The organism is Arthrobacter sp. NPDC058288 (assembly GCF_042880995.1).
In the GTDB taxonomy this organism is placed as follows: Bacteria; Actinomycetota; Actinomycetes; order Actinomycetales; family Micrococcaceae; genus Arthrobacter.
The window spans coordinates 1,259,129-1,276,091 of record NZ_JBHVYH010000001.1; the positions used below are offsets into that span (position 1 = coordinate 1,259,129).

General features: G+C 65.1%; 18 protein-coding genes and 2 tRNA genes. 19 read left to right on the forward strand and 1 reads right to left on the reverse strand.

The genetic code is table 11. The features are described from left to right. Positions 1 to 101 precede the first annotated feature (101 nt). From rplU to ACFVWT_RS06100, 18 genes are all read left to right on the forward strand, one after another. Positions 102 to 410, forward strand: a complete 309-nt coding sequence (gene rplU, locus ACFVWT_RS06015) for a 50S ribosomal protein L21 (protein ID WP_011692233.1) — start codon at positions 102 to 104, stop codon at positions 408 to 410. Between the two features lie 61 nt (positions 411 to 471). Further along, positions 472 to 735 (forward strand): 50S ribosomal protein L27, encoded by a 264-nt coding sequence (rpmA, locus tag ACFVWT_RS06020; protein WP_009372867.1) that lies wholly within the window; start codon positions 472 to 474, stop codon positions 733 to 735. Positions 736 to 852: 117 nt separating this feature from the next. Further along, positions 853 to 2,442, forward strand: coding sequence for a GTPase ObgE (obgE, locus tag ACFVWT_RS06025; RefSeq protein WP_043482057.1), 1,590 nt, complete (start codon positions 853 to 855; stop codon positions 2,440 to 2,442). 64 nt (positions 2,443 to 2,506) lie between these two features. Continuing rightward, a complete protein-coding gene (proB, locus tag ACFVWT_RS06030; RefSeq protein ID WP_043482272.1) occupies positions 2,507 to 3,604 on the forward strand; it encodes a glutamate 5-kinase in 1,098 nt (365 codons plus the stop codon). A 26-nt stretch (positions 3,605 to 3,630) separates the two neighbouring features. Continuing rightward, on the forward strand, positions 3,631 to 4,980 hold the full coding sequence (locus ACFVWT_RS06035; RefSeq protein WP_390246118.1) for a glutamate-5-semialdehyde dehydrogenase: 1,350 nt from the start codon (positions 3,631 to 3,633) through the stop codon (positions 4,978 to 4,980). Positions 4,981 to 5,060: 80 nt separating this feature from the next. Further along, positions 5,061 to 5,285: a hypothetical protein gene (locus tag ACFVWT_RS06040; protein ID WP_011692229.1), complete on the forward strand. Its 225-nt coding sequence runs from the start codon at positions 5,061 to 5,063 to the stop codon at positions 5,283 to 5,285. Between the two features lie 55 nt (positions 5,286 to 5,340). After that, positions 5,341 to 5,958 (forward strand): nicotinate-nucleotide adenylyltransferase, encoded by a 618-nt coding sequence (nadD, locus tag ACFVWT_RS06045; protein WP_390246120.1) that lies wholly within the window; start codon positions 5,341 to 5,343, stop codon positions 5,956 to 5,958. Between the two features lie 8 nt (positions 5,959 to 5,966). After that, positions 5,967 to 7,232, forward strand: a complete 1,266-nt coding sequence (locus ACFVWT_RS06050) for a hypothetical protein (protein ID WP_390246122.1) — start codon at positions 5,967 to 5,969, stop codon at positions 7,230 to 7,232. A gap of 103 nt (positions 7,233 to 7,335) precedes the next feature. Beyond that, positions 7,336 to 7,737, forward strand: coding sequence for a ribosome silencing factor (gene rsfS / locus ACFVWT_RS06055; RefSeq protein WP_390246124.1), 402 nt, complete (start codon positions 7,336 to 7,338; stop codon positions 7,735 to 7,737). A gap of 140 nt (positions 7,738 to 7,877) precedes the next feature. After that, positions 7,878 to 7,950 (forward strand) — tRNA-Ala (locus tag ACFVWT_RS06060). Between the two features lie 194 nt (positions 7,951 to 8,144). Beyond that, positions 8,145 to 8,217 (forward strand) — tRNA-Ala (locus ACFVWT_RS06065). Positions 8,218 to 8,287: 70 nt separating this feature from the next. Beyond that, the gene (locus ACFVWT_RS06070; RefSeq protein WP_390246126.1) at positions 8,288 to 8,638 is read left to right on the forward strand and encodes a zinc ribbon domain-containing protein YjdM; all 351 of its coding nucleotides are present in this window, start codon (positions 8,288 to 8,290) and stop codon (positions 8,636 to 8,638) included. Positions 8,639 to 8,691: 53 nt separating this feature from the next. After that, positions 8,692 to 9,669, forward strand: a complete 978-nt coding sequence (locus ACFVWT_RS06075) for an NAD(P)-binding domain-containing protein (protein WP_390246128.1) — start codon at positions 8,692 to 8,694, stop codon at positions 9,667 to 9,669. 109 nt (positions 9,670 to 9,778) lie between these two features. Next, complete coding sequence (locus ACFVWT_RS06080) at positions 9,779 to 10,921, forward strand: class I SAM-dependent methyltransferase (RefSeq protein ID WP_390246130.1); 1,143 nt, start codon at positions 9,779 to 9,781, stop codon at positions 10,919 to 10,921. Positions 10,922 to 11,127: 206 nt separating this feature from the next. Further along, positions 11,128 to 12,330 (forward strand): ROK family protein, encoded by a 1,203-nt coding sequence (locus ACFVWT_RS06085; RefSeq protein ID WP_390246132.1) that lies wholly within the window; start codon positions 11,128 to 11,130, stop codon positions 12,328 to 12,330. Between the two features lie 116 nt (positions 12,331 to 12,446). Then, positions 12,447 to 13,802 carry an extracellular solute-binding protein gene (locus tag ACFVWT_RS06090; protein ID WP_390246134.1) on the forward strand — a complete coding sequence of 452 codons (1,356 nt, stop codon included), beginning with the start codon at positions 12,447 to 12,449 and terminating at the stop codon, positions 13,800 to 13,802. A 3-nt stretch (positions 13,803 to 13,805) separates the two neighbouring features. Continuing rightward, entirely contained in the window at positions 13,806 to 14,687 is an 882-nt protein-coding gene (locus ACFVWT_RS06095; protein ID WP_390246136.1) for a carbohydrate ABC transporter permease, read from the forward strand. Continuing rightward, a complete protein-coding gene (locus ACFVWT_RS06100; protein ID WP_390246138.1) occupies positions 14,684 to 15,574 on the forward strand; it encodes a carbohydrate ABC transporter permease in 891 nt (296 codons plus the stop codon). Before ACFVWT_RS06095 ends, ACFVWT_RS06100 begins: the two co-directional genes overlap by 4 nt. Positions 15,575 to 15,581: 7 nt before the next feature. Here ACFVWT_RS06100 and ACFVWT_RS06105 read toward each other — a convergent pair whose 3' ends face one another. Next, positions 15,582 to 15,785, reverse strand: a complete 204-nt coding sequence (locus ACFVWT_RS06105; protein ID WP_390246140.1) for a hypothetical protein — start codon at positions 15,783 to 15,785, stop codon at positions 15,582 to 15,584. 161 nt (positions 15,786 to 15,946) lie between these two features. Between ACFVWT_RS06105 and ACFVWT_RS06110 the strand changes: the two genes are divergently transcribed. After that, positions 15,947 to 16,954: an AAA family ATPase gene (locus tag ACFVWT_RS06110; protein WP_390246142.1), complete on the forward strand. Its 1,008-nt coding sequence runs from the start codon at positions 15,947 to 15,949 to the stop codon at positions 16,952 to 16,954. Positions 16,955 to 16,963: the final 9 nt, after the last annotated feature.

The window sequence follows — 16,963 nt, forward strand, 5'->3', positions numbered from 1 at the left end:
AATCCACCGGCGTTGAGGCACAGCGTGAACCAGGCCAAACAATTGGCCCCGGGTTCCGCACGCAAATCTAGTAATAAACGTCGAGAGAAGTGAGTTCCCCAGTGGTGTACGCGATTGTCCGCGCAGGCGGCCGCCAAGAGAAGGTTTCCGTTGGAGACTTCGTTACCCTGAACCGCGTCCCCGGTGGAGCCGGCAGCACCATTGAGTTGCCCGCACTGCTCCTGGTGGACGGTGACAAAGTCACGTCTGCTGCTGCGGACCTGGCCAAGGTAACGGTTACGGCTGAGATCCTTCAGGACCTTCGTGGTCCGAAGATCGTCATCCAGAAGTTCAAGAACAAGACCGGGTACAAGAAGCGCCAGGGTCACCGTCAGGAACTGACCAAGGTCAAGATCACCGGTATCAAGTAACCTTCCGTTACTTTTCAGGTTTTCAGCAGATTCCCCAGAATTTTTAAGGCAGGCATTTCAAATGGCACATAAAAAAGGCGCGAGCTCCACTCGCAACGGTCGTGACTCCAACGCCCAGTACCTCGGCGTCAAGCGCTTCGGCGGCCAGGTAGTTTCCGCAGGCGAGATCATCGTCCGCCAGCGTGGCACCCACTTCCACCCGGGTGCCGGCGTTGGCCGCGGCGGCGACGACACCCTGTTCGCACTGACCCCCGGCGCCGTTGAATTCGGTACCCGCCGCGGACGTCGAGTCGTGAACATCGTTGCTGCTGCAGCTGCAGAGTAACAACAAGATCCAAACCGGTGGAGCGGGCCATGATGGCCCGCTCCACTGTTCTTTTAACCGCATTACAATCAATTTGGGCGTCCAAGACGGTCAGGTTAAGCAATAGAGGAGATTCACGTGGCGAGCTTTGTAGACCGGGTAGTACTGCACGTATCCGGCGGTACCGGCGGTCACGGCTGTGTCTCCGTCCACCGCGAGAAGTTCAAGCCCCTGGGTGGTCCCGACGGCGGCAACGGCGGTGACGGCGGGGACGTCATCCTGCGCGTCGACCCGCAGACCACCACGTTGCTGGACTACCATCACGCCCCCCACCGCCACGCCACCAACGGCGGACCCGGCATGGGCGACTGGCGCGGCGGCAAAAACGGCGAAACGCTGATCCTTCCCGTCCCGGAAGGCACCGTCGTTAAGACCAAGGACGGCCGCGTCCTGGCCGACCTCGTCGGCGAAGGCACCGAGTTCGTCGCGGCCGCAGGCGGACCGGGTGGACTGGGCAACGCCGCGCTTTCCTCGCAGAAACGCCGCGCCCCCGGCTTCGCCCTGCTGGGCATCGAAGGGGAGTCCAGCGACATCGTCCTGGAACTGAAGTCCATTGCGGACATCGCCCTCGTGGGATTCCCGTCCGCGGGCAAGTCCAGCCTCATCGCCGCCATGTCTGCGGCACGCCCCAAGATCGCCGATTACCCCTTCACTACGCTGATCCCCAACCTGGGAGTTGTCCAGGCCGGCGACGTGCGCTTCACCATCGCAGACGTCCCCGGCCTCATCGAAGGGGCCAGCGAAGGCAAAGGCCTGGGCCACCACTTCCTGCGGCACGTGGAACGCTGCGCAGCTTTGGTGCACGTTTTGGACTGCGGTACGCTCGAAGCTGACCGCGATCCGCTCTCCGACCTCGCAATCATCGAAGCCGAACTCGAAAAATACGCGGTCGACATGAGCTACGCCGGCACCGACGGCGAGGTCGTCCCGCTGAACCACCGGCCCCGGCTGGTTGCCCTGAACAAAGTCGACCTGCCGGACGGCAAGGACATGGCGGAGTTCGTCCGGCCCGAGCTTGAGTCCCGCGGCTACCGGGTGTTTGAGATCTCAGCCACGAGCCATGAGGGCCTACGCCAGCTTGGCTTCGCCATGGCAGAGATCGTCAAGGCCGCCCGCGACGCCGTGGCCGCCACGCCGCCGAAGGTGCACGCGCCCGTGCTGCGCCCCCGCGCGGTCAACGAAGCCGGCTTCAAGATCCGCCGCGAGGAAAAGAACCTCGAGCCGCTGTTCCGCGTCCTGGGCGACAAGCCCGTGCGCTGGGTGAAGCAGACGGACTTCACCAACGAGGAAGCCATCGGCTACCTCGCCGACCGCCTGGCCAAACTGGGCGTGGAGAACGAGCTGTTCAAGCAGGGCGCCAAGCCTGGCGACACCGTAGTGATCGGTGAAGACGACGGCGTGGTCTTCGACTGGGAGCCCACCATGATGGCCGGCGCCGAACTGCTCGCCTCGCCCCGTGGCACCGACGTGCGCTTCGCCGACATCGGCGACCGCCCCACCCGCGGCCAGAAGCGCGACGAGCAGCAGGAGCGCCGCGACGCCAAGGCAGCGGCCCGGGCCGAGCTGGAAGCCGAGCGCAAGGCCGGGATCTGGACCGAATCAGTCAGCGGGCGCCGTGCCGCACGGCCGCTCCAGGAGAGCGGACTGACCACCGAAAATGAGGAGTGAACCCCCACACGTGACCGATAATTCCGCAATTGTCATCGAGGAACCCAGGACCGACGACCGCAGCATGCTCGCCAGGGCACGCCGCATCGTCGTCAAGGTCGGATCGTCGTCGCTCACCAGCCTCAAGGGTGGAATCTCCGAAGAGGCGCTGATCGAACTGTCCGACGCGCTGGCTGCCAAGCACAACGGCGGAACCGAGATCATTCTCGTTTCCTCCGGTGCGATCTCGGCGGGCCTGGCCCCCCTGGGCCTGGTGAAGCGTCCCCGGGACCTCGCCACCCAGCAGGCAGCCGCCAGCGTCGGCCAGGGCCTCCTCATGGCCCGTTACACGCACGCTTTCGCAGCGCACGGTGTGACCGTGAGCCAGGTCCTGCTGACCGCCGACGACCTCATGCGGCGCAGCCACCACATGAACGCCTTCCGTGCTTTGAACCGGCTCCTGAACCTGGGTGTGGTGCCCGTGGTCAACGAGAACGACACTGTAGCAACGCACAAGATCCGCTTCGGTGACAACGACCGGCTGTCCGCCCTTGTGGCGCACCTGGTCCGTGCTGACGCCCTGGTGCTGCTCTCCGACGTCGACTCTCTCTATGACGGGCCTCCCTCGAAGGGGGCCAAGCGGATTCCCCAGGTGGACGGACCCCAGGACCTTGAGGGCGTCAACATCGGCAAGCCCGGTCAAGCCGGCGTTGGAACCGGCGGCATGCAGACGAAGGTTGAAGCCGCCACGATGGCCGCCGATTCAGGTATCCCCGCACTGGTCACCTCCACCGCGAACGCCGCTGCGGCCCTGAACGGCGAAGACGTCGGAACATGGTTCTCGGTCAATAGCGGCCGCAAGTCGGTGCGCATGATGTGGCTGGCTCACCTTGCGCACGTTCAGGGCCGGCTGATTCTTGACGATGGCGCCGTCACTGCTGTTCGTGACCAGCACTTCTCGCTGCTCCCGGCCGGCATCACGGCCGTCGAAGGCACCTTTGAGTCCGGTGACGCCGTCGAAATGGTTTCGACGGCAGGCACCGTGATCGCGCGCGGACTGGTCAACTATTCATCGGACGAACTGCCCCAAATGCTGGGGCGTTCGACTGTGGAACTGGGGGAGTCCCTCGGCCGCGGCTTCGACCGTGAGGTTGTTCACGTTGACGACCTGGTTCTGGTCTAGCGGACTGATTCGCCTAGACTTGAATGATGACTGAGGCACTGATTCACCAAGCGGCCGGGAAATCCAACGACTCCACGGAGGCATCTTCCACGCCGGAAAATGCCCAGCTGGCACCGGCTGAGGTCGAGGCTGCCGTGTATGCCATCGCGGATCGATCCCGATATGCTGCCCGCAGCATGGCGCGCGCAAACCGCGCCTGGAAGGACAAAGGCCTCCGCGCGATCGGTGCCGCCCTGCTCCAGGGCAAGGCGCAGATCCTGGCCGCGAATGCCAAGGATGTGCAGGCGGGCCGCGCCAACGGAACGTCCGCGGCCTTGCTTGACCGCCTGACACTGAACGACGCACGGATTGAGGCCCTGGCCGGCGCCCTGGAAAACCTTGCGGGCCTGCCCGATCCCGTAGGAAACGTGGTCCGCGGCCAGACGCTTCCGAACGGCCTGCGGTTGCGCCAGGTCAACGTGCCCATGGGCGTTGTTGCCGCCATCTACGAGGCCCGTCCCAACGTGACGGTGGACATTGCCGGACTGGCGCTCAAAAGCGGCAACGCGGTGATCCTGCGCGGCGGCACGGCCGCCGCGGCCACGAACGAGGCCCTCATCCGCGTCCTCCGGGATGCCCTCGCTTCCGTCGGCCTGCCCGCCGACGCCGTTCAGACGGTCGACCAGTTCGGCCGCGAAGGAGCCAATGTGCTGATGCGGGCCCGCGGCCGGGTGGATGTCCTCATTCCCCGGGGCGGCAGGGACCTGATCCAGACGGTCGTCACCAATTCCTCCGTCCCGGTCATCGAGACCGGCGAGGGCAACGTCCATATCTTCATCGACGAATCCGCCAGTGAAGACATGGCCGTGGAAATCCTGCTTAACGCCAAGACCCAGCGGCCCAGCGTCTGCAACACCGTGGAGACCCTCCTGGTGCATTCCGGGTCCACCGTCCTGCCCGCGGTGGCCGCGGCGCTCCGGAAAGCCGGGGTCACCCTTCACGCCGACGAGAGGGTCCGCGCCGCGTTGCCCGCGTCCGTGGAATCTGTCCCCGCCACGGACGAGGACTGGGCCACCGAATACATGGACCTGGACCTCGCGGTCGGCATGGTGGACAGCCTTGACGAAGCGGTGCAGCACATCCGCAAGTGGTCGACCGGACACACCGAGGCGATCATCACCAACGACCTCGCCAACGCCGAACGCTTCATTTCCGAAATCGACTCGGCAGCGGTCATCGTCAATGCCTCCACAAGGTTCACGGACGGCGGGGAACTGGGCCTGGGCGCCGAGGTGGGCATTTCCACCCAAAAGCTCCACGCGCGCGGCCCCATGGGCCTCACCGAGCTCACGACCACGAAGTGGATCGTCCAGGGCGAGGGCCAAATTCGCAGCTAGCGACGCTGTAACATGGAACAGAAGTCCGGAACGGCGGAAATGACCGCCGTCGTCATTGTGTGAACTCTTTAGGGGAGAAAATGCTGTTGCAGCAGGTGGGCGCGTCCGTCGCCGAACATGAAGAACTGGCTCCGCTGTGGGCCGAACCGTGGGTCTTTGGCGTATCGATCTTTGCGATCATGCTGGTCCTGATGTTCGTGACGCTGTCCTACAGCAACCTGGGCAACCGGCACGAAGCCGTCGAGGAGCACTCGGACCCCCACCGCCAGCACCCGAACAAGCACGATCACGGCCAAGGCCACTAACATCACTGCGGTCCTGAAGCGGCGCGGCGCCAAGCGCCGCCTGCGTTTAGGTGTGATGGGTGGGACATTTGATCCCATCCATCACGGCCACCTGGTTGCGGCCAGCGAAGTCGCGGCGAAGTTCGGCCTCGACGAAGTGGTATTTGTACCGACCGGCCAGCCGTGGCAGAAAATGAGCAAGAAGGTCAGCGAACCGGAGCACCGGTACCTGATGACTGTCATTGCCACGGCGTCCAACCCCAGGTTCACCGTCAGCAGGGTCGATGTGGACCGTCCCGGCCCCACGTACACCATCGACACCCTGCGGGACCTGCGCACGCAACGGCCGGATGCGGATCTTTTCTTCATCACCGGCGCGGACGCCATGGCACAGATCCTGTCCTGGAAGAACATCGATGAATTGTGGTCGCTGGCGCATTTCGTCGGTGTGACCCGGCCGGGTCACGTGCTCGACGGGATGGGCAGGAAAGACGTCAGCCTCCTGGAAGTGCCGGCGATGGCGATTTCCTCCACTGACTGCAGGACGCGGGTGGCGGCCGGGAACCCGGTCTGGTACCTCGTGCCCGACGGGGTGGTCCAGTATATTGCGAAATACGGCCTGTACGCCGGTCAGCCCGACCCCGACCCCAGCGCCGCACTTACCGAGTTACACGAACCAGCCAGTACCGAGTGAGTTGTTAGATGAGCCAGGAACAGCCTCCCCTCCGTAGCCGTCGCGAATTGCGGCAGGCCAGAGATGAGCGCGCGGAATCACGCCAGGACACGGGGACGTCTGCCCCGGGTCCGGTTCCCCCTGCCTCAAACACGCCCGGGAACGGAACACCGGCGCCTGCCAGGGAGGACGGCACCGGACGCATCCGCCGAGTGGCTCCTGGTCCCGTCGACTCCGTCCGTACACCGTCCGGATCCGAGCGGTCCTCGCAGAGCCGGGCGCGCGACCGTGCCGCCCTTCGTACCATCAAGGAACTTGCGGAGAAGGAGGAGCGTCTGTCCGGCGGCGGTCCGCCCACGCGCCGCCAGCTCCGCCTCCAGCAGCTCCAGGCCGAGGCTGCGCCCGCTACGGCCGCGAACGTGATCGTCCCGCCGGCCCGCACTTCCGCCCAACGCACCGTACCGCAGGCGCGGCCGGGACAGCCCGCGCCGCAGCCGACGGCCTCCCAGCAGGCAGCAGCTCCGCGGGCGGACTCGCCGGAGGCAAACGCGGTCAGCAAGCTTCCCGAGGGCATGACTGTCGAACAGGCCCTCGCAGCGCGGTCACTCATCGCCGAACAGGCCCGGAACCAGATCGCCAAGATGGAGCACATCGCGGCGAACGATCCCGAAGCGGTGGATCCGGAAATCCTCGCGGAGCAGATCGCCCTGGCCGAGCGTGCCGCCGTCCTGAACAAGCGGGCCATGGCCAAACAGAAGCTGGCCGAGCAGGCCAGCCAGCCGGCTCACCCTAAGACTGAACCATCAGCCGTCAGCAACCTTGCGATGGTCACGCCGCTGGAGTTCGAGAACGTTCCAGGGATCGACCGGCCGGTGATGAAAAAGCCTGCCACCTCCTACGTGCCGGTTGTCACCAATCCCGGCCCGAGGCTGCAGCCGGCCGGCACCAAGGGTGCACGTAAGCCTGGCCCCGCGAAGCGGACCGCGAGGCCTGCGACAGGCCGGGCCGGGGTGCTTGCCCGCGCTGAGGCAGCCGCCCAGGCAGCAGCCGATCCGGCGGCGGTAGTCCAGGCATCCGCCGCCGGTGAGCCGTGGGCTGCTGAATCCGGCGAGAATTTCGTCGACAAGCCGCGCGTCGCCGCCAACACCGCCTACGGCCTTGAACCGCTTGATGCCGTCACAGCCGGCCTGGGCAGGGCACACCGCATCCGGCTGCTGCAGCTCGCCGTCCTCGCACTGGGGATCGTCGCGCTGATTGCAGGCGTCACCATGATCATCAGCGGCTTGGCGCCCTGACCCACCGCACCGGCGCATCCTGCGCGCCGCCGTCCTCCCGCATGACGACGCCGACATCAGCGGCGCCGCACCTACATAGCTTTAAACCACTACAAGGAGTCCCGTGACTGCAACCGATTCATCCATCGCCATAGCCCGCGTCGCTGCGCGCGCTGCTGCGGACAAAATAGCCCAGGACATCATTGGCCTGGACGTCAGCGAGCGGCTGGCCCTGGCCGACGTCTTCCTGATTGCCTCTGCGCCCAGTGAGCGCCAGGTCAACGCCATCGTCGACGGCATAGAAGAAGAACTGGGCAAGCAGGATCTCCGTCCTGTCCGCCGCGAGGGCCGTTCCGGCGGACGCTGGGTCCTGTTGGATTACTCGGACGTCGTGATCCACGTCCAGCATGAGGAAGACCGCGTGTTCTATGCCTTGGAGCGCCTGTGGAAGGACTGCCCCGTGGTTGACCTCCAGCTCGGGGAAGACTCGTCCGCCAAAGCGGCCGTTTCCTCGGACAGCGAGTAATCCCGGGCCGGCCACCGAATATGCCCGATTTGGAATTTTCGGAACGGCTGTTCTAAGATATTTGAGTTGCTTCGGAGAGATCCGGACGCAGAACCGGGCCCCGACAGTGAAAACTGAAGGTGCCGGAGCAATGAAAATTCGGGGCTGTGGCGCAGCTGGTAGCGCACCTGCATGGCATGCAGGGGGTCAGGGGTTCGAGTCCCCTCAGCTCCACCGAATGGTCCGTCGGAATCGAAAGATTCCGGCGGACTTTTTTGTTTCTGCCCTGTTTCCTTGCTGAGGTTCGCTGTTTCCACCACCTACAGCCGACCAACTACAGGGTTCCGGGCCCGAATTGGCGTCTTACACGATTGTGGTTTAAGATAATCAAGTTGCTTACGGAGATCGATCCGAAAGAAACAGGGTTTGGGGCTGTGGCGCAGCTGGTAGCGCACCTGCATGGCATGCAGGGGGTCAGGGGTTCGAGTCCCCTCAGCTCCACGCTGGTTTGACAGCAGAAGCCGCCCGATCGGGCGGCTTCTGCTGTTTAACGCTCGACTAATATGGGAGCGTGAACGAATCCCTTCCGGCCTGCCCTGAATGCTCCAGCGAGTACACCTATGAAATGGGAGCGCTGCTGGTGTGCCCCGAATGCGCACATGAGTGGGCCGCCGAGGCGTCGGAGACACCAGGACCTGCGGACGCGGTTATCAAGGACGCGGTGGGCAATGTCCTCGCAGACGGTGACACTGTGACTGTTATCAAGGACCTTAAGATCAAGGGAAGCTCGACAGTCATCAAGGTGGGGACGAAAGTCCGCGGCATCCGGCTCACGGACGGCGTAGGGGACCACGACATCGACTGCAAGGTGGATGGCGTCGGCCCCATGCAGCTGAAGTCCAGCGTGGTCAAGAAGGTCTAGGCGGTCCCGAAATCGCCAATGCCCGGACGGCTGAACCCCATGCCGCAGATGTAGTGGTGACCGGTGCGGGCCAGGCCGGTTTATCTGCCGCCTATCACCTGCAGCGGCGCGGTTTCCTGCCCGCCGGACAGACCGCCGGTCCCGCTGTGGTGCAGGACTCTCCGGGTTCCTACGTGGTGCTGGACGCCGAAGGCGGCCCCGGCGGGGCCTGGCGTCACCGCTGGCAAAGCCTCAGGATGGCCACCGTCAACGGCATCAGCGACCTGCCGGGTATTCCCCAGCCGGAAGTCGATCCGGCTGAGCCAAGTTCACGGTTCCTTGCACGCTACTTTGGGGATTACGAGGACGAACTCAGGCTGAACATCGTCCGGCCGGTGAAAGTCCTCTCGGTATCCCGGGAAGATGGCACGCCTTCCGGGCGGCTCAGGATCGAAACCTCCGCCGGCACCTGGTCCGCGCAAGCGGTCATCAGTGCCACCGGCACCTGGACCAGGCCGTTCTGGCCCATCTACCCCGGCCGGTCCTCCTTCCAGGGCAGGCAGCTGCATGTGGCCGACTATGTGGCCGCAGAGGAATTCCGCGGCAAGCACGTCATTGTAGTGGGCGGCGGCATATCCGCCGTTGGCCTGATCGACGAAATCTCCCAGGTGACCACCACGAGCTGGTTCACACGCCGGGAACCGGTGTGGCGCGATGCCGGCTTCGACGGTAAGGCAGGGCACGACGCCGTCGCCCTCGTTGAAGAGCGGGTCCGGCAGGGGCTTCCTCCGCAGAGCGTGGTGTCGGCCACGGGACTGATCTGGACGCCTTCGCTGCGTGCGGCCGCCGCGCGCGGCGCGCTGGAGCGGCACGCGATGTTCACCGCGGTGGCAGCGGACGAACGGATTCACCTGGTGGGGTACGGGCCGTCGTCGTCCACCATCGGCGCAAACCGTGCCGGCCGCGCTGCAGTTGCCGGCATCGTGAAGATGCTAGGGCGGAGGCGCCCGGGCCAGGTGCCTACGACGTCCGCCGGAGCCGTTTCACGGTAGGTTTACCGGATAGCTTTTTCGCCGGGGACACCTCCCGGTCAGCGGAAAGCCGGTCGGCGGATCGATTGTCAGCCGAACGGCGATGAACAGAGGAGAAGGCAGCTTGGACGTGGCGGGAAACACACTGGAATCAGTCTTCGCCGGTTTGCGCCGGTTTCCGGATGTCGAAGCCCCCAACCTGCAGGCCTGGGATGCCACGGACAAGCTACTCCTGGAAACAGCGGCCGGACTGCTGGCCCCGGACAGCCGCGTCGCGGTGGTGGGTGACCGCTACGGCGCCCTCACCCTCGGGGCGCTGGCCGCCGGCGGCGTCCGGCACGTGCAAGTCCACCAGGACCTGATAACGGGGGAGCGGGCCCTCCGCAACAACGCCGCGGCGCTTGGGGTGGACGCCGGCTTTGAGCAGCTGCCGCTTGGTCCGGCCCTTTTCGACGGCGCCAGCGTGGTGCTGCTCCAGCTGCCCAAAACGCTCGCGGAACTGGAGGAAGTAGCCGACGCGGTGGCCCGGTATGCAGCGCCGCACACGGTCCTGGTGGCGGGTGGCCGGATCAAGCACATGAGCCTGGGCATGAACGGCGTCCTGCTACGCCACTTCAGCGACGTCCAGCCACAGTTGGCACGGCAGAAATCCAGGGTCCTGATAGCCAGGGACCCCCGGCCCGTCACGGGACCGCCGCCTTTTCCTGTCGCCGACCGCAACGACGAACTGGACCTCACGGTCTGCGCGAGGGGCGCGGTGTTCGCCGGGACAAAGCTCGACATCGGGACACGGTTCCTCCTGAGGTACCTGCCTGACATGCCATCTGCCGGGACCGTGGTGGACCTCGGGTGCGGTACCGGCATTTTGGCCGCCATGTATGCGGGAAGCCATCCCGAATCGAATGTCACGGCGACAGACCAGTCGGCGGCCGCCGTCGACTCCGCCCGGGCCACCGCGGAAGCCAACGGCCTCGCGGGCCGGATCGCCGTTCTCCAGGACGACGCCATGAGCTCGCTGCCGGACAGCAGCGCCGGCCTCATCCTGTTGAATCCGCCGTTTCACCTGGGTGCCAGCGTCCACGCCGGGGCAGGCATCAAGATGTTCGAGGCTGCCGGACGGGTACTGGAACCGGGCGGGGAACTCTGGACTGTGTATAACAGCCACCTGCAGTATCTGCCCGCCCTGGAACGGTATGTCGGTCCCACCCGCGTGGCCGGCAGGAACGCCAAGTTCACGGTGGCTGTCAGCACCGGGCGCGCTCGGCCACAGTAGTAGCGCAAACGCCGGCAGGGCGGGGCGCGGCGCGGCCCGGACCTGCAAGTGACACCGCTGTCCCGGAAGTCCGCGTGTGAGCGTACCGCCGCGCCCGCAGGTAACGTACGATTCAAGCATCAGTAGTGCATAACCGAAGACGTTTAGGGGAATCCGTGACTGAGATCCGCACGCCAACGCCGAGGCGCGGAACCAATTTGCCCCGTATGGGGGACTTCAATCTCACGGTGATTTTGGATGCCATCCGCCGCTCCTCGGGAGGCCTCAGCCGGGTGGAACTCGCCCAGATCGTGGGGCTCTCCCCGCAGACTATTTCCAACATCTCCCGCCGGCTGCTTGACCAGAACCTCATCGTCGAAGCCGGGAAGGAAGGAAGCGGACCGGGCAAGCCCCGAACCATCCTTCGGTTGAACCCCGCCGGAATGTATGCCGTGGGGGTCCACCTCGATCCTGCCGTGACCACTTTCGTGGTGCTGGACCTCGTCGGCTCCGTCGTCAGGCACTCACGGATTAACACGCCCGGCGCCAGCGACCCCGACGGCATCATCGCCACGATTGCCGCCGAGATCAAGGACTTGGTGGCAGCCTCCGGCGTTGACCCGGACAAGATCGCCGGGCTCGGCGTGGCAGCCCCCGGTCCCATCAACCTGGATGAGGGAACCGTCGTGGATCCGCCGCTGTTGCTGGGCTGGGACCGTGTGCCCCTGCGCGATGCGCTCGCGGAGGCGACCGGACTGTCCACCCTGGTGGACAAGGACGTCACCAGCGCCGCCGTCGCCGAAACCTGGGCAGGGGGCCCGAGCGGCTCCGGCAGCTTCGTGTTTATGTACATGGGCACCGGCATTGGCTGCGGCATTGTCCTGAACGATGAAGTGGTGCGCGGGACTTCGGGGAATGCAGGCGAAATCGGGCACATCATCGTTGACCCGGACGGTCCGCCCTGCGACTGCGGACTGCGTGGCTGCGTGAAGTCAAGCAGCATTCCGCAGGTCCTCGTGGCGCAGGCCGAAGCCGCCGGTGTGTTGGAGGTGGTGCGCCATCCCTCCGGTGCCCTGGACATCCAGGAGAGCTTCGCCAAACTTTGCGACGAAGCCGACGCCGGCAACAGCAAGGCGGGGGAGATCATCGACCACTCCGCCGTCCTGGTCGCCCGGGCGGTGGCGGTGGTCACGAACACGCTCGACGTCGAAAGGGTAGTCTTCGGCGGCCCCTTCTGGACACGCCTCTCGCGGAGGTTTCTGGACCGTGTTCCCCAACTGCTGGCAGAAAACAGCGCGGCCCGCGAGATCCACGGGATAGAAGTTGTCGGAACCGGAGTGGGAGAAGACGTCGGTGCCATCGGCGCGGCCTGCCTGGTGCTCGAGCACACGCTGGCCCCCCGCGCACAGCGGCTGCTGCTGGAAGGCTGAGGCCGGCCTTCCGCTGTTTGTCAGTGCGGAGCACTAACCTGAAATTGCATATCGGCTAAAGGCTGGGGCCAGCTGGAGGATATTGGGGGCTGCAGCCGCTCGAAGATTGGAGCGTCATGCACCGCCCTGCCAAATTCCTTGCGGCGATGATGTCGGCGGCAGCGCTGCTGGCCACATCAGCCTGCTCCGCCGAACAACCGGCGGCCGAGAACCGGACACTGAAGATCGTTTATCAGAAGACGGACTCGTTTACCGCCCTCGACACCTTGTTCAAAGACGCCAAGAAAGATTTCGAAGCTGCCAACCAAGGCACCTCCGTGGAGCTGCAGCCCATCGAAGCCAATGATGACGACTACGGCACCAAGCTGGCGCTGGCCCTGCGGTCTTCGGAGACCGCCCCCGACGTCTTTTATGAGGACACGTTCAAAGTGAGGTCCGACGTCGACGCCGGATACCTCCTGAAACTGGACGGATACCTCGAAAAGTGGGATGACTGGAAGTTGTACAACGAGGCCGCCAAAGCTGCCGGCACCGGGGACGACGGCGGGATCTACGCAGTGCCCCTCGGAACCGACACCCGCGCCATCTGGTACAACAAGAAGGTGCTGCAAAAGGCAGGCATTGCCGTTCCCTGGCAACCCCGAAGCTGGGATGAGATCCTTGACGCCGCCCGCAAGATGAAAGCCGCGGACCCGTCCCTGGTCCCGTTCAACATGTATGCCGGCAAGGCCACCGGTGAAGGTACCGTGATGCAGAGTTTCTACGAACTGCTGTACGGGACGGACAGCGAACTTTATGACCAGCAGGAGAAGAAATGGGTGATCGGTTCCCGGGGCTTCACCGACTCCCTGGCGTTCCTGAAGACCCTCTACGACGAGGGACTTGCCGTGACGCCTGCCGAGGCGCTCGACGCCAACGTCTGGAAGAAGGTCTTCGGCGACTGGCTGCCGCAGGGCAAGATGGGGGCTACCGTGGAAGGTTCCTACACGCCGTCATTCTGGCAGAAGGGCGGCAACTACGAGTGGGCCGGCTATGCGGACGACATGGGTGTGGCGAAGTTCCCCACCCAGCGTGGACAGGAACCGGGCGGAGTCAGCATGTCCGGAGGCTGGACGCTGGCCGTCGGAGCCGACTCCAAGAACCCTGACCTGGCCTTCAAGTTTCTCTCAGAGGCCCTGAGCAAGAAGAACTCACTGGCGTTCACCGTGTCCGGTTCCCAGATCGCCGTCCGGACGGACGTCGCCGCCGAACCTGAGTACCTGGCGGCGAATCCGTTCGTCAAGGACGTCTCCGAGCTCGTATCCGTCACCCACTACCGGCCTGCGACATCGGACTATCCGCGGATCTCCGCCGCAGTCCAGGTGGCCACCGAGGCCGTGATCACGGGCGCCCTCTCGCCGGAGCAGGCAGCCGCGCAGTACGACAGAACGGTCAGGGACCAGGTGGGTGAAGCCAAGGTCCTGCAGAAGTAGCGCATGGCTGAACGACGAACGCTCCGGCGGCAGCTGCGCCTGCTGCCGGTCGTGCCCTCAGTCCTGCTGCTCCTCGTCTTCCTGGCGGCGCCCGTCCTGTGGTCTTTCCACGCATCCTTCACCAACGCCGCACTCACCGGCCGCAACGCGAGGAACCCTGCCTGGACCGGCGTCGAGAACTACGTGCGGCTGTTCAGTGACGCGGCGTTCCCGGCCGCAGTCGGCTTGACCATCGTTTTTGTCGTTGCGTCAGCGGTGGTGGGCCAGAATCTGCTGGGACTCCTGATCGCCGGGCTGATGACGCGCGCCCGGAACCCCGTGTCCGCTGTCGTGGGCACTGCCGTGGTGGCCGCCTGGGTGCTTCCCGAGATTGTTGCGGCCTTTGCCGCGTACGCGTATTTCAGCAGGGACGGGACGCTCAACCAGCTGCTGGGCAACGCCGGCGCTACAGGGGCGGACTGGCTCTACGCCTACCCCATGGTGGCCGTGGTGCTGGCGAACGTCTGGCGCGGCACTGCGTTCTCCATGCTGGTCTACCGGGCTGCCCTAGCGGACGTTCCCCGGGACATCTCCGAGGCAGCGCTCATGGACGGCGCGGCCGGCTGGCAGCGCCTGGTGTTCATCACCCTGCCGCTGATCAGGTCCAGCATCGCCACCAATTTGATGCTCGTGACGCTCCAGACCCTGGCCGTGTTCACGCTGATCTGGGTGATGACGGCCGGCGGACCCTCCAATGCCAGCACCACCTTGCCGGTGCTCGCCTACCAGGAGGCCTTCAAGTTCGGAGACATCGGCTACGGCACGGCCATCGCCTCGGTGCTCATCGTCCTGGGCCTGGTGTTCGGAATTGCCTACGTCCGGCTGCTCAGGGGGAACAAGGTATGACGAACGCAGGCCGGCATCCTTTTGTAGGACCTTCACGGCGGGCCGCCGGCGGGGGAACTGCCTCGCCGGGATTCCGCCGTGGCCGGACCCCGGCAGACGCCGCCCTGCTGCTGATTGGTGCCTGCTTCGTGTTGCCGCTGCTCTGGCTGGTGTTCGCCTCCCTGGACACAGCGGCGGGTTACCGGACACAGTTGCCGGCCAGTGTTTCGTTCGACAACTTTGCGGCTGTCCTGACCCCCGAATTACTGCTCGGACCGCTCTGGAACAGCCTTTTGCTCTCCGCCGGGACGGCAACAGTGACCCTGGCGGCAGCCGTGCTGGCCGCGTACCCGCTGTCCCGTTTCCAGTCCAGGTTCAACCGGCCGTTCATGTATTCGATCCTGTGCGGCACCTGCCTGCCGATTACGGCCATCATGGTGCCCGTCTATGGACTGTTCGTCCAGCTGCGGCTGCTGGATTCGCTTCCGGCCACGGTCCTCTTCATGGCGGCAACTTCGCTGCCCATGGCCATCTGGATGACCAAGAACTTCATGGACGCGGTGCCCGTTTCGCTGGAGGAAGCCGCCTGGGTGGACGGCGCCTCCGGGCTCACTGCCCTGCGTTCCGTCGTGCTGCCGCTCATGCGCCAGGGGCTGGGAGTGGTGTTTATTTTCGTCTTCATCCAGACCTGGGGGAACTTCTTCGTCCCCTTTATCCTGTTGCTGTCGCCGTCAAAGCAGCCCGCGTCGGTTTCGATCTTCAGCTTCTTCGGACAGCACGGCGCAGTCGCCTACGGCCAGCTGGCCGCATTCTCCATTCTGTACTCGGTTCCGGTGCTGGTCCTCTACGTGCTGGTGGCGCGGGGAGCCGGCGGGTCGTTTGCGCTGTCCGGCGCGGTAAAGGGGTAGGCGGCCGTCAGTCGATGTCCTCGACCACTGTCCCGAACGGGATCGTGTTGTCCAAATGCGCCTGATGGCCGGTCGGGCCGGGGTTGTACAGGACCCTGACGCCGTGCATCTTTTCCGCCGCCGACTGCATGAGGATCGGGCGGACAGTGTTGATGAAACTCTCGCTCTTACCGGCGAGATACTCCTGGTAACTGGCTGGAAGCTGGATCATGCCATCAGGATAGTCCTGCGCGGCCCGCATGGGGAGTGGTCCCCATTGTGGAATCCGCCGCCCGGGGCTTGGATAGTATGGCCCGTGGCGGGCGCGTACTGACCGCCGGGCATCCGGCAGCAGCAGCGGCCGTTCAAGAACAGCAACCAGGGGGACTTTCAGTGCTTCAGACTACGGCCGCCGCCCGGATCGAAGCGGCGGAACTGGCCCGGGCGCAGCAGGTCATGGGCAGCATCTCCCGCAGCTTCGACGCAAAGGTTGTGGGGCAGGCAAGGCTCCGTGAATCGCTGCTGGTTGGGCTCATGACCGGCGGCCACATCCTGCTCGAAAGCGTCCCCGGACTGGCGAAGACGACGGCTGCGCAGACAGTTGCCGAGGCCGTCAGCGCAGAGTTCCGGCGGATTCAGTGCACACCGGACCTGCTCCCCAGCGACATCGTGGGCACCCAGATCTATGATGCCGCCAAGGGCACCTTCGTCACCCAGTTGGGTCCCGTGCACGCCAACATCGTGCTCCTGGACGAGATCAACCGCTCCAGTGCGAAGACGCAGAGCGCCATGCTCGAAGCGATGCAGGAGCGGCAGACTTCCATCGGGGGAGTGGTGCACAGGCTGCCTTCCCCCTTCCTCGTCCTGGCGACGCAGAACCCCATAGAGCAGGAGGGCACCTACCTGCTGCCCGAGGCCCAAATGGACCGCTTTATGCTCAAAGACGTCCTGGACTACCCCACACCGGCCGAAGAGGCCGAGATCATCCGACGGATCGATTCCGGCGTCTTCACCGACGAACAGCGCCCCGCCGCGGCTGCGTCCCTGGACGCGGTCTCCGAAGTGCAGGAGCTGGTCAAACGCGTCTACATCGATCCCGCAATCGTGCGGTACATCGTGGGGCTGGTGTTTGTCACCCGGAACGCGGCGCAGTACATTGACGCCCGCCTGGCCGGTTTTATCGAATTCGGGGCCAGCCCGCGCGCCAGCATCGCCTTCAGCCAGGCCGCACGCGCCGTCGCGCTTCTGAACGGCCGGGACCACGTGATCCCCGAGGACGTGAAGGCACTGGCCCACCGGGTGCTCCGGCACAGGATCATCCTTGGCTTCGAAGCGGTGGCGGAGCAGGTTCCCGTCGAAACCGTCATTGACGCCATCGTGGCGTCCGTCCAGACTCCCTGAGCGCGCAGG

Excerpts from the sequence above, each read along its gene's own strand:
- ACFVWT_RS06085 (WP_390246132.1), top strand. The coding sequence starts at position 11,128 with ATGGGGGACTTCAATCTCACGGTGATTTTGGATGCCATCCGCCGCTCC.
- proB (WP_043482272.1), top strand. The coding sequence starts at position 2,507 with ATGCTCGCCAGGGCACGCCGCATCGTCGTCAAGGTCGGATCGTCGTCG.
- ACFVWT_RS06095 (WP_390246136.1), top strand. The coding sequence starts at position 13,806 with ATGGCTGAACGACGAACGCTCCGGCGGCAGCTGCGCCTGCTGCCGGTC.
- ACFVWT_RS06090 (WP_390246134.1), top strand. The coding sequence starts at position 12,447 with ATGCACCGCCCTGCCAAATTCCTTGCGGCGATGATGTCGGCGGCAGCG.
- ACFVWT_RS06050 (WP_390246122.1), top strand. The coding sequence starts at position 5,967 with ATGAGCCAGGAACAGCCTCCCCTCCGTAGCCGTCGCGAATTGCGGCAG.
- rpmA (WP_009372867.1), top strand. The coding sequence starts at position 472 with ATGGCACATAAAAAAGGCGCGAGCTCCACTCGCAACGGTCGTGACTCC.
- nadD (WP_390246120.1), top strand. The coding sequence starts at position 5,341 with ATGGGTGGGACATTTGATCCCATCCATCACGGCCACCTGGTTGCGGCC.
- ACFVWT_RS06040 (WP_011692229.1), top strand. The coding sequence starts at position 5,061 with ATGCTGTTGCAGCAGGTGGGCGCGTCCGTCGCCGAACATGAAGAACTG.
- ACFVWT_RS06035 (WP_390246118.1), top strand. The coding sequence starts at position 3,631 with ATGACTGAGGCACTGATTCACCAAGCGGCCGGGAAATCCAACGACTCC.
- ACFVWT_RS06105 (WP_390246140.1), bottom strand. The coding sequence starts at position 15,785 with ATGATCCAGCTTCCAGCCAGTTACCAGGAGTATCTCGCCGGTAAGAGC.
- ACFVWT_RS06100 (WP_390246138.1), top strand. The coding sequence starts at position 14,684 with ATGACGAACGCAGGCCGGCATCCTTTTGTAGGACCTTCACGGCGGGCC.